The organism is Paenibacillus artemisiicola, assembly GCF_017652985.1.
Lineage (GTDB): Bacteria > Bacillota > Bacilli > Paenibacillales > Paenibacillaceae > Paenibacillus_Z > Paenibacillus_Z artemisiicola.
This window is the reverse complement of record NZ_JAGGDJ010000002.1, coordinates 331320-344900: the sequence shown is the minus strand read 5'-3', so window position 1 is coordinate 344900 and position 13581 is coordinate 331320. Positions and strand designations below refer to the sequence as shown.

The window sequence follows — 13581 nt, the reverse complement described above, 5'->3', positions numbered from 1 at the left end:
GTTCGCCCCTCCCTTCTTACAACCGTTTATCCAATTTGCGCACGATGTAGTTGCCGGCAAACTGGAAGACTTGAACGAACAGCACCATGATGATGATCGTCACGAACATCACGTCGGTCTCATACCGGTAGTAGCCGTACCGGATGGCGAAATCGCCGATCCCTCCTCCGCCGACGAGCCCCGCGACCGTCGAATAGGACAAGAAGCTGACCGTGACGATGGTAATCGAATTGGCGATCCCGGAGCGGGCTTCCGTGTACAGCACCTTCCAGACAATTTGGAATTTGCTCGCGCCCATCGATTCGGCGGCTTCCACGACGCCGCGGTTGACTTCCAGAAGAATCTGCTCGATGAATCGGGCGAAATACGGGACCGCGTTAATGATCATGGGCACGGTCGCGGCCGTCGTCCCGAGCGCCGTGCCGACCACGAGGCGGGTAAACGGAATGATCGCGATCATGAGGATCAGGAACGGAAAGGACCGCATGATATTGACGAACCCGTTGAGAACCAAGTAAAATTTCGGCCACTTGAGAAATGAATTCGGCCGGGTCAGGAATAAGATGGTGCCAAGCGGCGTCCCGATCGCGACCGCGATGGGGATCGTCAACACCAGCATATACAACGTCTCCAGCAGCGCCTGAATCAGCTCAGGCCACGCGGTGCTGACATGGCTAAGCATAGCTCGCCTCCATTTCCCGCTCCAAGGCGATTTCGTTCTTGAACAGATATTGCGCGATGGGGGATTGCGGCACGATATGCTTCTCGCGCAAATCGAATTTCTCGACGATCCTGCCGTGCTCCATGACGGCGACCTTGTTGCAAATCGCCTTCACCACGTTCATCTCGTGCGTCACGATGACGATGGTGATGCCCAAATTCCGGTTGATTTCCTGAAGCGCGGCCAGGATGCTGCCCGTCGTTTGCGGGTCCACCGAAGAAGTCGGCTCGTCGCACAGCAGAATCTTCGGGTTGCCGGCCAGCGCGCGGGCAATGGCGACCCGCTGCTTCTGCCCGCCGCTTAATTTGGCCGGATACGCCTTGGCCTTGTCGGACAAGCCGACCATCTCCAGGCAGCTCTCGATGCGCGGCCTGCGTTCGGCCCGGGGGACCTTGGCGATTTCCAGCGGGAAGCTGACGTTATCGTAGACGTTGCGGTTATTCAGCAGGTTGAAATGCTGAAAGATCATGCCGATCGCCAGCCTTCTCTTCCGGAGCTCGCGCAGCGGAAGCGCGGTGAGCTCTTCGCCGTCGACGTGCACGGTCCCCTCGTCCGGCCGTTCCAGCAGATTGATCGTGCGCAGCAGCGTCGATTTGCCGGCTCCGCTGAAGCCGATCAGCCCGTAAATATCGCCTTGCTCCACGGTCAGCGAAGCGGAGGATACCGCGTGAAGCGGTCCTCCGGCCGTCGCGAACGTCTTGCCGATCTTGTTCAGGGTAATCATGATAAGCCCTCCCCTTCGTCACTTATTCAGATCATCCAGGCTCTCGATGGCATCGCCGTATTTTTCCTTGTAAAAATCTTTGATCGCTTGGCTCTCGTACGCTTTTTGGAGCGCCTTGATCTTCGGCGTGCCGAGCAGCTTGTTGTTCACGGCCACGATGCCTTTGTAGGGCAGGTCTTTGCCGTCTTCCAGCGCCAGCGCGTCCTGCTTGGGCTTGTAGCCCATTTGAACGGCCGTGCCGGCGAACAAGAAGCCCACGTCGACGTCGTCCAGCGTCCGCTGCAGCATCAATTGATCGACTTCCTTGAATTTGTAGCGATGCGGATTGTCGGTAATGTCCTTCAACGTGGCATGAATGACCTCCACGCCGTCCTTCAGCTTCAGCAGCCCGAGATCCCGCAGCATGAACAAGGCGCGTCCGTTGTTCGCCGGATCGACGGGAATGCCGATCAAGGCGCCGTCGGGCACGTCCTTGAACGACTTGTATTTTTTGGAATACAGCCCGGAAGGCGTGAACGTGGTATAGAAGGCTCTCGAGATGTTTTTCAGGCCCTGGTCCTTGACGAACTGGTCGAAATACGCCTCGTGCTGGAAGGAGTTCGTATCCGCTTCGCCGTCGTTGACGATCTTGTTTGGTTGAATAATGTCATTCACGACGACGTAATCCAGCGTGTAGCCGTCTTTGGCTAGCTCCGCTTTCAAGATTTTCACGATCTCGCTGTTGAACCCCGCGTCGCTCATGATATGATGAATGATCTTATCCTCCGGATTCGCGGCCGCCGCCGTTCCTTCCCCCGTGCCTCCTGCCGTCGTTCCTGCCGCATCGTCCGTATTTCCCTTCCCGCACGCCGCGACCAGGAAGGTCAAGGCGAGGACGATCATGAGCGCGGTCAATCGAATGGGTTTCTTCATGCTTCTACGACTCCTTTGAATTGGAATTAGGCGAATCCTTGAGACGAGGACGGCGGGCCCGGCCGCGCGTCGCCGTCCCCGGTTGTCTGGTCGCTATGTACGGGCGCGCCGATGCCCGTCTGCCAGGCGAAGGCCGGACGCGTGCCGTTCACGGCATAATCGCCCACGATCCGTTCTTTATAAATCAGCGGATTATGAGAGGCGATCGTTCGGGCATTGCGCCAATAGCGGTCCAGCGCCTTGGAGCGGATCGTCGCCGACGCGCCCAGCGCATCGAACAGCGCGGATGCGGCTTCAAGCACCAGCCTGGCTACGACCGTCTGCGCTTGCGCCGCTTCGATCTCCGCCTCGACGCTCGACCGGTCCGCGAATGCGGCATCCTCCGCGTCCTGCGCGTCGCATGCGCGCTGCACGGCCTCGGCCGCCTTCTGCACGACCGCCCCCGCCGCGTAGGCTTGGCTGTGCACGCGTCCCGCTATTTGCAGCACTTGCGGATCCTCGCTCGACCGGCCGGCGGCCGCATGGGAATACGTGCGCCGCCGTTCGGCGATCGCCGTCGCGGCGTCGCCGGCCGCCGCGCGGCCGATTCCGGCCAGCGTCGACAGATGCACCAGTTGGGCAAACGCCGCCGCGTACGCGGGATACGTGTCTCGCGCGTACACTTCGTCCGGATCGACGGGCGTCTCCCGGAAGATCGTCGTGCCGCTTCCCGTAAGCGTCTGCCCGAAGCCTTCCCAATCATCCGCGATTTCCACGCCGCTCGCCGTCGAGGGGACCAGCGCGGTTACGATGTCGCCGTCTTCGCGCTCGGCGCCGACGATGATCCAATCGGCGTACAAGGTGCCCGTGGAATAGAACTTCGTGCCGCTTACCCGCAGGCGCTCCCCCTGCGAAGCCAGCTTCGTCTCATAACGGCCGACCTGCGCGCCGCCGGTTTCCGTCAACGCGTTGCCGACGATCGCGCCGTCCGCGATTCGCCGCAGCCATCGGCGCTTACGATCGCCATCCGGCAGACGGAGCACGCGCTCGACGAATCCGAAATGGATCCTGAGCGCCTGCGTCACGTTGGAATCGGCTTCCGACAGCTCGATCAGCAGCTGGAACAGCTCGGGAATCGATGCGCCGAAGCCCCCCTCTTCCACGGGAATGCGCATGGCGCCGAATCGCTGCTCCTTCAGCAAACGGATCTCTTCATGCAGCAGCTTCCGGTTTAACTCGCGCTCGAGCGCGCCCGCTTGAATGAGCCGAAAGGCAGGTCTGAACCGCTCGGCCAGCTGCTCGTAATCGGCAGAGGGACCGCGTCCCCAAACACCGCTGCTTTGTCCCATGTCGTTCCTCCTCGCTTTTGCATCTTTCGAACGAACGCCGGCTTCCTGAAAACAAAAGAGACCCGCTAGCCCTTCAGGCTGGAGGTCTCCGGTGGTCCGGTCGAACGGTTTCGTTATGAAGGGGTCGCTGCCCCGCGCTTGGCGGAGTCTTTGATTAATTTCCAAATCGGAGCCGTCAAGCTCTCCTTATCGGAAGCCAAGTACTGGTTCGCGAAGCCCCGCACCGGATCCCCGGCGTAAAAGCGCTCGTACAGTTCATGCCTTGCGCCCAAGGGGCTTCCGATCAGATCCCACGCAAGCTTGAACAGCTGAACCTTCTTCTCCGCGCTGACCGTGGCTCCCTCGAAATAGTGGCTCATCAGCTCCGAGATCGTGCCGTAAAAATCTTCGATGCTGGAAGGGACCTGAACGAACCCGCCGCCGCCGACCTGCTGTAAAATCTCGACCGCCCGCGGATAAAACTTCGTCCCGATGTTTCTGGCCGTATGGATGTAGGACAGCTCCGGGACGAGCACGCCGTTCCCGTCGACCTTGGCTTGCGTCTCGGAAGCGATGACGAGGGCTTTCATGCAATCGATTTGCGTCAAGAGCTCGCCGAGCTTCTCTTGGATGTGCAGAAATCCGGCTGCTCCGATCGCCTCCGCTATCGCGAACGTCACCCCGGCAATGAATTCGAGCTTGGCGACATAGCGCACGATATTTTGGTGGAACGCAAGGGCATTCGCGGTCGTGTTCGCCCTCAGCGCCATAACTTTCTCGGCATCGCCGTACATCAGGACGCGTTCCCAAGGAATGAACACGTCATCGAAGAAGAGAACGGCGTCCATCTCATCGTACCTCGCGCTGATCGGCGCGTCGTGCTCTTTGTCGCTCGCGAACGACTGCCGGCAGACGATGTGCAGCCCCGGCGAATGGGCGGGAACGATCAGGACATGGGCATGCGCCCGATGCGCCTGTTCCAGCTTGAGAAACGAGAAGATGACGAAATCATGCGTATACGGCGCGCCGGTGGCAATCATTTTCGCCCCCCGTACTACGAGGCCTTCGCTCGTTTCCTTGACGACGTGCAGGAATCGCGACGCAATGCGATCGTCGTCAAGACCGCTGGAGCGATCGATTTGAGGATCGATAATGGCGGTCGTCAAAAAGAGATCGTTGTCCCGGGCCGTCTCGTAATACGCCGAGATTTTCCGGGCAAAGCCGGGCTCCAGACGTTCCAAGTCATGGCGCGCCGCATACCAGCCGGTAACGAACGAACGCGCGTAGTCCGACAGCCTGCTCATCATGCCGTTGCACTGTTTGGACCAGAAAGCAAAGGATTGACTTCGCCGGGCGAGCTCTTCCGGAGTATGCGGAACCAGGAATGAGCTGTGCGCGTAGGCTTCCCGGCCCTCGACCCGGTATCCGGCCTGATCGCGAAGCTGCGGATCGTCCAACGTGTCGAAGAGACCGCGGATCGTTCCCAGCGTCCCTCGGAACGCGGGGTGCGTCTCGAGCCCGTTAACCTTGCTCCCGTTCAACCACACCGTCCGCCCGTCGTGCAAGCTTTTGACAAACGCATCGCCTCTCACCTGTTCACCTCCCCGCATAAAACTTATAATTCCGATTAGTTAACTCAGGTATTGGGTATATCTTAACGTCGCGCCGTCCAAGGGTCAACAAACAGAACCCTCGTAATTGGCGTTTATCGGACAATAGTCAGGATGATGTGCGACGCGCGAACGCAATTCTAACAGGAAGCCTTCATTTGTTCGCCTTGTAATTCATCGCTTGATAAAATCCCATGGCGGCCAGCCTGCTCAATTGAATCGCCATATAGTTGGGGGAATAGATCATGCCTTGCTTCAACCAGGCAACCGCGGTGCCGGTAATCCAGAAGGACATGCTATCCAGCAAGATATCCAGCGGAATCGGCTGCTTCTGATCCATTCGATTGTCGTCGATCCGTTGGGCGAGGGTGCCGTGGACGGCTTCCGTCAGCCGCGCTTCGAACCCGGATTCCGGCAAGCGCGATAAGAGAACGAGGTAGGACGGAGCGTTCTCGGCCAAATGCTCGAACATGACGGCGAAATACGGATCCGGACCGTCTTGACGCGGCTCGTAGCTTAGAATGACGGTTTTCTTGCTTTCATACAGATGACGAAGTTCATCGAGCTTGGCTTTGATGATCTGTTCTAGCAAATCGTATTTGTCCTGGAAATGCGCATAAAACGTAGAACGGCTCACATCGGCCGCTTCCGTGATGTCTTTAATCACGATGGCATCGAACGGCCTTTGCTCGCATAGGGACAAAAAAGCGTTCACGATATGCTGTTTCGTTTTCGGAATTCGGCGATCCGGTCGGGGGATGCCCATTTGAATCACATCCTTTTCGATAATCGGACAAATGTCAAGCGTTTGTTCAAAAATGGACGTTAGAAATAAAAACGTACACTTACAGCATTTGTTAATTGCTATTTATCATAGCGGACAATTCATAGTTAATCAATTGGAATTATCAATTATATAAAAATAGCGCCCCGGGAGCGGAGCGCCTTCGTTTCGATCTTTACTTGCGCGTCATCTAACAAGGTTCGTACCATCAGGCTTGCGTCCTTAACGGTCAATGGTCGCCATGATCCAGTCGGGATAACGGTTTCCGGCAATTTTTCCCGTACCCAGCGCGTCGTCAAGCGCCTTCATCTGCGCCGCATCCAGATCCACGGCTTCGGATGCGATATTCTCCTCCAGATAGACGCGGCGTTTCGTCCCGGGAATGGGCACGATGTCGTTTCCCTTCTGCAGCAGCCAGGCAAGCGCGATTTGCGCGGGCTTGGCCTGGACGGCCGCGGCGATCTCGAAGACGATCCGCGCCGCCTGCACGTTCGCGTCGAAATGCGCGCCTTGGTAGCGCGGATCGTTATGCCGCGTATCTTCCGGCGGATACGACTCGGCCCGCTTCGCGTTCCCCGTCAAAAATCCCCTTCCCAGCGGACAAAAGGGAACCAGCCCGATATTCAATTCGCGCAGCGCCGGGATGATCTCCGGTTCCAGATTACGCTCCCATAAGGAATATTCGCTCTGCAGCGCCGATACCGGGTGGACGGCATGGGCCCGGCGAATCGTGGCGATGCCCGCCTCCGAAAGGCCGAAGAACCGCACCTTCCCTTCCTTGACCAGCTCTCCGACCGTTCCCGCAACCTCTTCGATGGGAACGGCCGGATCGACGCGGTGCTGATAGAGGAGGTCGATATAATCCGTTCCGAGCCGCCGCAGCGAACCTTCTACCGCTTCCCGTATATGCTCCGGCCTGCTGGCCCTCTCGGCCCCGACCTGCTTGCCGTCCTTAAAACGAAAGCCGAATTTGGTGCCGATGATCACCTGATCGCGCCGGTCCTTGAAGGCTTTGCCGAGAAGAGACTCGTTCGTAAGAGGCCCGTACCCTTGAGCCGTATCGAAGAAGTTGCAGCCGAGATCCGTCGCGCGATGCAGCGTGGCGATGGATTCCCCTTCGTCTGCCGGGCCGTACGATTGGCTCATGGGCATGCAGCCGAGTCCGACCGCCGACACCTCGAGTCCTTGATTGCCTAGTTTGCGTGTGTTCATCGTCATTGTCCGATGCCTCCCGTCAAGGTTGCGATTCATTGCGGTGCGAAGGAAATCATGAAGAATTCCTTCGGTCCCATTATCCGCTGCGAGGAAGAACGCGGCGCGCCTGATTCTGCATGAAAGTTGCCTAAACCTGCAGCAATCCCGGATTCCTTGCTTCGGTATCTTGCGTTCCTTCATGCAGCTCGTATAATGAATTACGCTGCTCGCATGCTAATAGCGAGCTTAGAACGTCGGAAAAGAGAGGCGAAACTCGCATGCTTACGGAAGAAAATGGCGCTAATTTGAACGGATTGCTGGACAAGCTCATTGCCTTGTCCGAGAAGATCACGACGGCGGACGGAAGCACGGCAACCCTCATCCCGTACCTGACCATCGATCGCCACAGCCATGACAGACCGCCGATTCCCTGCGTATTGACGCCCTCCTTTTGTCTCTTTCTTCAAGGCACGAAAAAAATCCACGTCGGCAAACACATCTTCCATGCGCACCCGGGAAACTTCTTGGCGTCGATGATCGACTTGCCCGGCACGACGCAGGTCGTGCGCGCTACGACGGAATCGCCTTTCTTGGGTCTGCGCGCGGACTTCACGACGCAGGAAATCGCTTCGGTCATGATGTCTGCCGATATCCAGGTTCCGCCTAGGGATCGCGAACCGAACGCGGGGGCCTTCATCGGGAAATCCGATGCCGATCTATTGGAGATGTTCGTCAGGCTGTTGAAATTGACCGGCAAACCGGCAGAAGTCAACTTCCTGTCCGCCCTGATCAAACAAGAAATGATTTTCAAGTTATTATCCAGCGAATACGGGCATTTGTTTGTTCAGCAAGTGCTGTTCGACCGGCAGGCCGACGGCATCGGGAAGGCGATTGCGTGGATCAAAGAAAATTACGCGCGTTCGTTTACCGCCGGCGAGCTTGCCCGTTATACGAACATGAGCGTTTCGGGCCTGCAGCATAAGTTTAAGCTCGTCACGTCGATGGGGCCCTTGCAATACCAAAAACAGCTTCGTCTTCAAGCGGCGAGACGCCTGATGCTGGGCGGTTCGATGGATGTCACGACCGCCGCTTTGGCGGTCGGGTATGAAAGCACTTCGCAATTCAACCGCGAATACCGGCGTCTATTCGGCCTCCCCCCGCTACAAGATATGAAAGCGATCCAAACGGCCGAAAAAGAATCATGGCGCGCTCGGCGTTAGAACCGTCCGCAACGCTTCCGTTCTGCCGCCGAACGGGACATCCAAATCCTAACGGTCATAAATTCGCGTTGTCTCTGCAACCCTAATAGGGATGTCGGGGAAATGCGGCATCCGGCTTCCAATCGGACCGGCGTTTGCCCCAAAAACATTCGCAGAGGAGATATAGCATGAGCGAAGGAATCACCGACAAGGTCGTCCTGATCACGGGCGGCGGCACCGGCCTCGGAGCGGAGGCCGCGCGACTTCTCGCTTCCAAAGGCGCGATCGTGGCGGTAGCCGCGCGCCGGAAGGACAAGCTCGACGAGGTGGTCGCGCAGATCGCGAAGGCTGGCGGCAAGGCAGGCGCCTATCCGCTCGACGTGACCGACAAGGCGCAGTTCAAGGCGGTCGTCGAGGCGGTCATCGCCGATTTCGGCAAGCTGGACGTGCTCGTCAACAACGCCGGCTATATGCCGATTCGTCCGATGTCCGAGGTCAATACCGACGAGTGGGACGCGATGATCGACATCAATATCAAGGGCGTGCTGTACGGCATAGCCTCCGCCCTGCCGATCTTCCTCGCCAATCAGAGCGGGCACTTCATCAATGTCAGCTCGGTTGCCGGGATTAAGGTCTTCTCGCCGGGCGGCACCGTTTATTCGGGTACGAAATTCGCGGTTCGCGCGATTTCCGAAGGCTTGCGCCACGAAGTCGGCGCCAAGATCCGGGTGACCTCCATCGAACCCGGCGCGGTGGAGAGCGACCTGAAGTTCAACACCACGGGCACGTCGCAGTCCGCCGTATTGGACTTCTACAACGCCGCCATTCCCGCGAGCGCGGTGGCACGGGCCGTCGTCTTCGCCGTCGAACAGCCGGCGGATGTCGATATCAACGAAATCGTGCTGCGTCCGACCGCGCAGGAGTTCTGAGTTGGCAAAAAAGGGCTGTCTCATCGTGAGACAGCCCTTCTGCATGTTATAGCGAGTTTCTCAAGATCGTTCTGACATCTTCGCGCGTAAGCGGGACGTAATTGCCGATACGATCGGCGAGCATCGCCCTGTCCGTCATCAGCTCGATTGCCTTGTCATCGACTCCATAGTCCGACAGCTTCGTCGGCGCTCCGATGGAAGCCCAAAATTCCCGGAGCGACCGGATCGCCTCCGCCGCCAATTGCGCATCCGTCTTGCCCGTCGGGTCCAAATCGAATACGCGAACGCCGAGCTGCGCGACTTTCTCCGGACGTACCGCCGCGACGCGCTCCATCCAATGCGGAGCAATGATCGCGATTCCCCCGCCATGCGGGATGTCATGGACGGCCGATACCGCGTGCTCGATCAGATGCGTCGCCCAATCCGGATTGACGCCCATTCCGGTCAGTCCGTTCAAGGCCAATGTCCCGTTCAATAACATGACTTCGCGATAGTCGTAATTGCGCAAATCGTTCACGAGCTTAGGCGCCGTCTCGATAACGGTGCGAAGAATCGCTTCGCCGATTCGTTCTTGAAGAGGCGCGTTGCCCGACGCATGAAAATACTGTTCGAAGACATGGGACATAATATCCACGCTGCCATATACCGTTTGGTCCCGTGGTACGGTGGCGGTAAGCGCCGGATCTAGAATACTGAATCTCGGAAGCACGTGATTGGAGTTGAAAAAAGCTTTCGTATTCGTATCCCAATTCGTAATGACGGAATTTCCGTTCATCTCGGATCCCGTTCCCGCGATCGTGATCACCGTGCCGATCGGTACGGCGTTGGACGGTGCTTTCGCCTTGCCCGTCACGATATCCCATACGTCGCCGTCATAGGGCACGCCCGCGGCAATCGCCTTCGCGGCATCGATGACGCTGCCGCCGCCGACCGCAAGAATAAAATCGAGCCGATTGTCCCGGATGAGGGTAATCCCTTTATTGACGGTCGTGAGCCGCGGATTCGGTTCAACGCCCCCCAGCTCGACGACGTTGGCGTCGATTTCTTTCAGTTCGCCGATCACTTTATCATACAAGCCGCTTTTTTTAATGCTGCCGCCGCCGTATAAGAGCAGGACGCGTTTGCCGTACGCGGGAATTTCTTTTTTCAAGCTGCTTACTTGACCTTTACCGAACAAAAGCTTAGTGGGATTATGAAATGAAAAGTCTTGCATTTCGTTATGCACCTCTCGATTGTAGTTTTGCGATTGAAATGAATTTAATATTGACCAACCATTACAAGTCTTGATCGCGCATAATCCGTTATGCGGATCGCGTTCTTTCCAGCTGTGCATCACCTCCTCAAACATTATCTATCTATATATTGCAAAATGTCGATATGAATTTTCAAAAAAATATTTAAACTTTGCGAATTGTCGATATGTTAACCCGTAGAAAAACTGAATGCCGCATTCAATTCAGTTTTCCATATCCAGCATTCGGTTATTTCTGAAGGAACCGGCCGATTTCTTTGATCGCCTCTTCATTCCTTCTGTAATAGGTCCATTTCCCTGAACGCGTAGCATGGACCAGTCCTGCTCTTTGAAGCATGGAAAGATATTGCGAAGCGGTAGATTGATTCAAATTCAACTTCTCGGTAATCTGACTTACGCATACCCCGACCGTAACAAGATCAGCCCCTTCCTGGGGAGAAAAATGGGTGGTAGGATCCTTCAGCCATTCTAAAATCTGAATGCGCGCTTCATTGGATAGTGCCTTGAAAATCTCGATTGGGTTGGTCATGTGGCTTATTATATATTGCGAAGTTGCAATATGTCAAATTGTAAAATCGAACCGAAACATGCAGCTTCAAATGAGAACTTGGTATACGCGCCGTTATGGCAGGCAAAGTCGCCCGTCTCAACGAGACGAGAGCCCAGTCCGGCTTAACGAGCGATTGACTTTTTCCGCGCTTAGCAGCTGGATGACTAGAAAAGCAAGCACGATGACTGGGAATACGGCAATGCTCGCGTGCGTGGATAGGACGCCGAAAAGCGGCGGAAGAAGCGTCGAGCCCGTATAAGCTACGGCCATTTGAACCCCCATGAGTTTGGCGGCGTTCCCCTGCCCGAAGCGAACCGGCGTTTCATGAAGCAGCCCCGGATAGATGGGCGCAAGCCCCAAACCGATAAGAACGAGTCCGACCAAGAACAACGGCTGTACCGGAAGCGCGAGAAGCAGCCCGCCCGCAATGGCCGTGATCTGACCGCATCGGATCAACGCGCGATTGCCGACCTTCATCGTAACGAAACCCGTAATGAACCTGCCGATCGTGATTCCGCCATAATACGAAGAGATCCACCCGGCGGCTGCCTCCGCGGTCATATTTCGCGCGCCGGCCAAATAGCTGGCCCCCCATAATCCGACCGTGGATTCAACCCCGCAATAGAACAAAAAAGCGACCAGCGTCGGTATCACCCCTCTGATCAGGAGCACGTTAGACGGGGTAACGCCCGCAGGAAGGCTCCCTTCCGTACCGGCATGATCCGCCGGATGATTCATGCTCTCGCGCGAGCTGCTCCTCCGCTCCGCAACGCGTTTCCATAACGGGAGCGTAACGAGCAAGATGATCGCGAGCGTGAACTGGATCATCGACACGGCCGCATAACCGTTTCTCCAGGAATGCCGTTCCGCGATAAAATAAGACATGATGATGGGTCCCATCGTAGCCCCTACGCCCCAAAAGCAGTGCAGCCAATTCATGTGGCGAGCCTTGTAGTTCTCGGCTACATAATGGTTGAGCGCCGCGTCAATGGCTCCCCCGCCTAGCCCAAGCGGAACGGCCAAGAAGACAAGCCAGACGATTGAAGGCGCGACGGAGAAGCCGAGCAGCGCTCCGGCCGTCAGACAGCAGCTAAGCAACGTTAACTTTCCGGTCCCGAATCGCTGAACCAAATTCCCGCTGACCAGACTGGACACGATGGTTCCCCCGGCCACGATCATGGACAAAATCCCCGCGAAGCCGAACGAAGCGCCCAGATCGGGCCGTATAACCGGCCATGCGGATCCAAGCAGCGAATCCGGAATGCCCAGGCTAATGAACGCCAGATAAATAATAACCAAAAAAAGGGTTGCCAATGCGGAGCACCTCCTTCATAGGAAAGATAAGGTTCGGACCTCTCGTCCCTCAACCATCTGTAATCATCAGATGAAGCGCCAATTGCTGCAAGCCGGTCAAATAATCCTGTCTCCAATCGCTTGACACGAGCAGGGGCAAATGTTCGCGCGGGATATAGGTCGCGCTTAGATCCGCGATGCCGGTTAATCGAGCATCGTCCACTTCATCGTCGCAAAAGACGACCGCGCGAGGGTTGATGATGGCCGTGAAGGCGGCAATCAACCGGGCAACGGCGTCGAGCTGCTTATCGCCGGCCAGAACGATCCGGCTTTCCCGCTTCTCCGTATACAGCGCATCCGAGAAGGACTGCGTATCGTACTGGGGAACGAAGGAAATCTCGCCCGAGAAGAACGTATGCCCCCGCACGACTTGCCCGTTGATCATAATGCCGGAACCCGGGCCGTTCTGACCGAAGTACAAATAAACCAGCGATTCATTCTCAATCTCGAAGTTCGACGCATACCCCAGCACCGAGGCGTTCATATCGTTTTCGACCACGACCGGGATTTGGAACCGGGATTCGAATTCCCCTTTCAAGTCGTAATGAAGAAAGTTTTGATACGGCGGGATAAAGATGATTTTCCCGTTGTTTACGGCGCCGGGCACTCCGATCGCAATGGAACGCAGCCTCGGGTATTGTTCGATGAGCCCTTCGATCAGATCCGCCAGCAGCTGCGCATCCTCGCGGATAACGCTTGGCTCCGTTCCCTGCGCTTTGATCTCTCCGATACAGTTGAAGATCGAATAATGGGTCTCGTCCTTCTCGATAAAGACGGCAAGCCCCAGCATGTATTCCGGATCGTAGGCATATCGCTTCGCCCGCCTGCCTCCGCTGGAATCGTCATCCCCGGTATAGCGGATCTCCCCGTCCTTCTCCATCTGCGCGATACACTTGCTGATGGTCGGGAAGCTGATCCCCAAGCGCTGGCTGAGCTCCGCTTTCGTGGCGCTGCCCATCATGATGAGTCCCGCCCGGATGCGATAAATCAACGGCTCCTTGATCTCGTTCGGCATAAACAAGTTCGTCATTTGATCCGTCCCTTTC

13 protein-coding genes are annotated in these 13581 nt (G+C 56.8%); 2 read left to right on the top strand and 11 right to left on the bottom strand.

What is annotated here, in order from left to right:
• Positions 1-16 precede the first annotated feature (16 nt).
• From I8J29_RS04810 to I8J29_RS04780, 7 genes are all read right to left on the bottom strand, one after another.
• Entirely contained in the window at positions 17-682 is a 666-nt protein-coding gene (locus tag I8J29_RS04810) for a methionine ABC transporter permease (RefSeq protein ID WP_208846526.1), read from the bottom strand.
• On the bottom strand, positions 675-1445 hold the full coding sequence (locus tag I8J29_RS04805; RefSeq protein WP_208846525.1) for a methionine ABC transporter ATP-binding protein: 771 nt from the start codon (positions 1443-1445) through the stop codon (positions 675-677). Before I8J29_RS04805 ends, I8J29_RS04810 begins: the two co-directional genes overlap by 8 nt.
• An 18-nt stretch (positions 1446-1463) precedes the next feature.
• Entirely contained in the window at positions 1464-2357 is an 894-nt protein-coding gene (locus I8J29_RS04800; RefSeq protein ID WP_208846524.1) for a MetQ/NlpA family ABC transporter substrate-binding protein, read from the bottom strand.
• A 26-nt stretch (positions 2358-2383) separates the two neighbouring features.
• A complete protein-coding gene (locus I8J29_RS04795; protein ID WP_208846523.1) occupies positions 2384-3685 on the bottom strand; it encodes an acyl-CoA dehydrogenase family protein in 1302 nt (433 codons plus the stop codon).
• 113 nt (positions 3686-3798) lie between these two features.
• Positions 3799-5256, bottom strand: a complete 1458-nt coding sequence (locus I8J29_RS04790) for a 4-hydroxyphenylacetate 3-hydroxylase family protein (RefSeq protein ID WP_338113041.1) — start codon at positions 5254-5256, stop codon at positions 3799-3801.
• A gap of 172 nt (positions 5257-5428) precedes the next feature.
• Positions 5429-6040 (bottom strand): TetR/AcrR family transcriptional regulator, encoded by a 612-nt coding sequence (locus I8J29_RS04785; protein ID WP_208846521.1) that lies wholly within the window; start codon positions 6038-6040, stop codon positions 5429-5431.
• Between the two features lie 240 nt (positions 6041-6280).
• On the bottom strand, positions 6281-7276 hold the full coding sequence (locus I8J29_RS04780; protein WP_338113040.1) for an aldo/keto reductase: 996 nt from the start codon (positions 7274-7276) through the stop codon (positions 6281-6283).
• A 254-nt stretch (positions 7277-7530) separates the two neighbouring features.
• Between I8J29_RS04780 and I8J29_RS04775 the strand changes: the two genes are divergently transcribed.
• Both I8J29_RS04775 and I8J29_RS04770 read left to right on the top strand, forming a co-directional pair.
• Positions 7531-8472, top strand: a complete 942-nt coding sequence (locus I8J29_RS04775) for an AraC family transcriptional regulator (RefSeq protein WP_208846520.1) — start codon at positions 7531-7533, stop codon at positions 8470-8472.
• Positions 8473-8639: 167 nt separating this feature from the next.
• Positions 8640-9380 carry an SDR family oxidoreductase gene (locus I8J29_RS04770; protein WP_208846519.1) on the top strand — a complete coding sequence of 247 codons (741 nt, stop codon included), beginning with the start codon at positions 8640-8642 and terminating at the stop codon, positions 9378-9380.
• A 46-nt stretch (positions 9381-9426) separates the two neighbouring features.
• Here I8J29_RS04770 and I8J29_RS04765 read toward each other — a convergent pair whose 3' ends face one another.
• The 4 genes from I8J29_RS04765 to I8J29_RS04750 form a co-directional block, all read right to left on the bottom strand.
• Positions 9427-10593 (bottom strand): iron-containing alcohol dehydrogenase, encoded by a 1167-nt coding sequence (locus tag I8J29_RS04765; protein WP_208846518.1) that lies wholly within the window; start codon positions 10591-10593, stop codon positions 9427-9429.
• Between the two features lie 268 nt (positions 10594-10861).
• The gene (locus I8J29_RS04760) at positions 10862-11161 is read right to left on the bottom strand and encodes an ArsR/SmtB family transcription factor (RefSeq protein WP_161741541.1); all 300 of its coding nucleotides are present in this window, start codon (positions 11159-11161) and stop codon (positions 10862-10864) included.
• Between the two features lie 117 nt (positions 11162-11278).
• The gene (locus I8J29_RS04755; RefSeq protein ID WP_208846517.1) at positions 11279-12496 is read right to left on the bottom strand and encodes an MFS transporter; all 1218 of its coding nucleotides are present in this window, start codon (positions 12494-12496) and stop codon (positions 11279-11281) included.
• Between the two features lie 49 nt (positions 12497-12545).
• A complete protein-coding gene (locus I8J29_RS04750; protein ID WP_208846516.1) occupies positions 12546-13565 on the bottom strand; it encodes an ROK family transcriptional regulator in 1020 nt (339 codons plus the stop codon).
• Positions 13566-13581: the final 16 nt, after the last annotated feature.

What these genes read in the sequence shown, in the direction of transcription:
- I8J29_RS04805 (WP_208846525.1), bottom strand. Translation starts at nt 1,445, where the DNA reads ATGATTACCCTGAACAAGATCGGCAAGACGTTCGCGACGGCCGGAGGA.
- I8J29_RS04800 (WP_208846524.1), bottom strand. Translation starts at nt 2,357, where the DNA reads ATGAAGAAACCCATTCGATTGACCGCGCTCATGATCGTCCTCGCCTTG.
- I8J29_RS04795 (WP_208846523.1), bottom strand. Translation starts at nt 3,685, where the DNA reads ATGGGACAAAGCAGCGGTGTTTGGGGACGCGGTCCCTCTGCCGATTAC.
- I8J29_RS04760 (WP_161741541.1), bottom strand. Translation starts at nt 11,161, where the DNA reads ATGACCAACCCAATCGAGATTTTCAAGGCACTATCCAATGAAGCGCGC.
- I8J29_RS04750 (WP_208846516.1), bottom strand. Translation starts at nt 13,565, where the DNA reads ATGACGAACTTGTTTATGCCGAACGAGATCAAGGAGCCGTTGATTTAT.
- I8J29_RS04775 (WP_208846520.1), top strand. Translation starts at nt 7,531, where the DNA reads ATGCTTACGGAAGAAAATGGCGCTAATTTGAACGGATTGCTGGACAAG.
- I8J29_RS04810 (WP_208846526.1), bottom strand. Translation starts at nt 682, where the DNA reads ATGCTTAGCCATGTCAGCACCGCGTGGCCTGAGCTGATTCAGGCGCTG.
- I8J29_RS04770 (WP_208846519.1), top strand. Translation starts at nt 8,640, where the DNA reads ATGAGCGAAGGAATCACCGACAAGGTCGTCCTGATCACGGGCGGCGGC.
- I8J29_RS04765 (WP_208846518.1), bottom strand. Translation starts at nt 10,593, where the DNA reads ATGCAAGACTTTTCATTTCATAATCCCACTAAGCTTTTGTTCGGTAAA.
- I8J29_RS04780 (WP_338113040.1), bottom strand. Translation starts at nt 7,276, where the DNA reads ATGACGATGAACACACGCAAACTAGGCAATCAAGGACTCGAGGTGTCG.
- I8J29_RS04785 (WP_208846521.1), bottom strand. Translation starts at nt 6,040, where the DNA reads ATGGGCATCCCCCGACCGGATCGCCGAATTCCGAAAACGAAACAGCAT.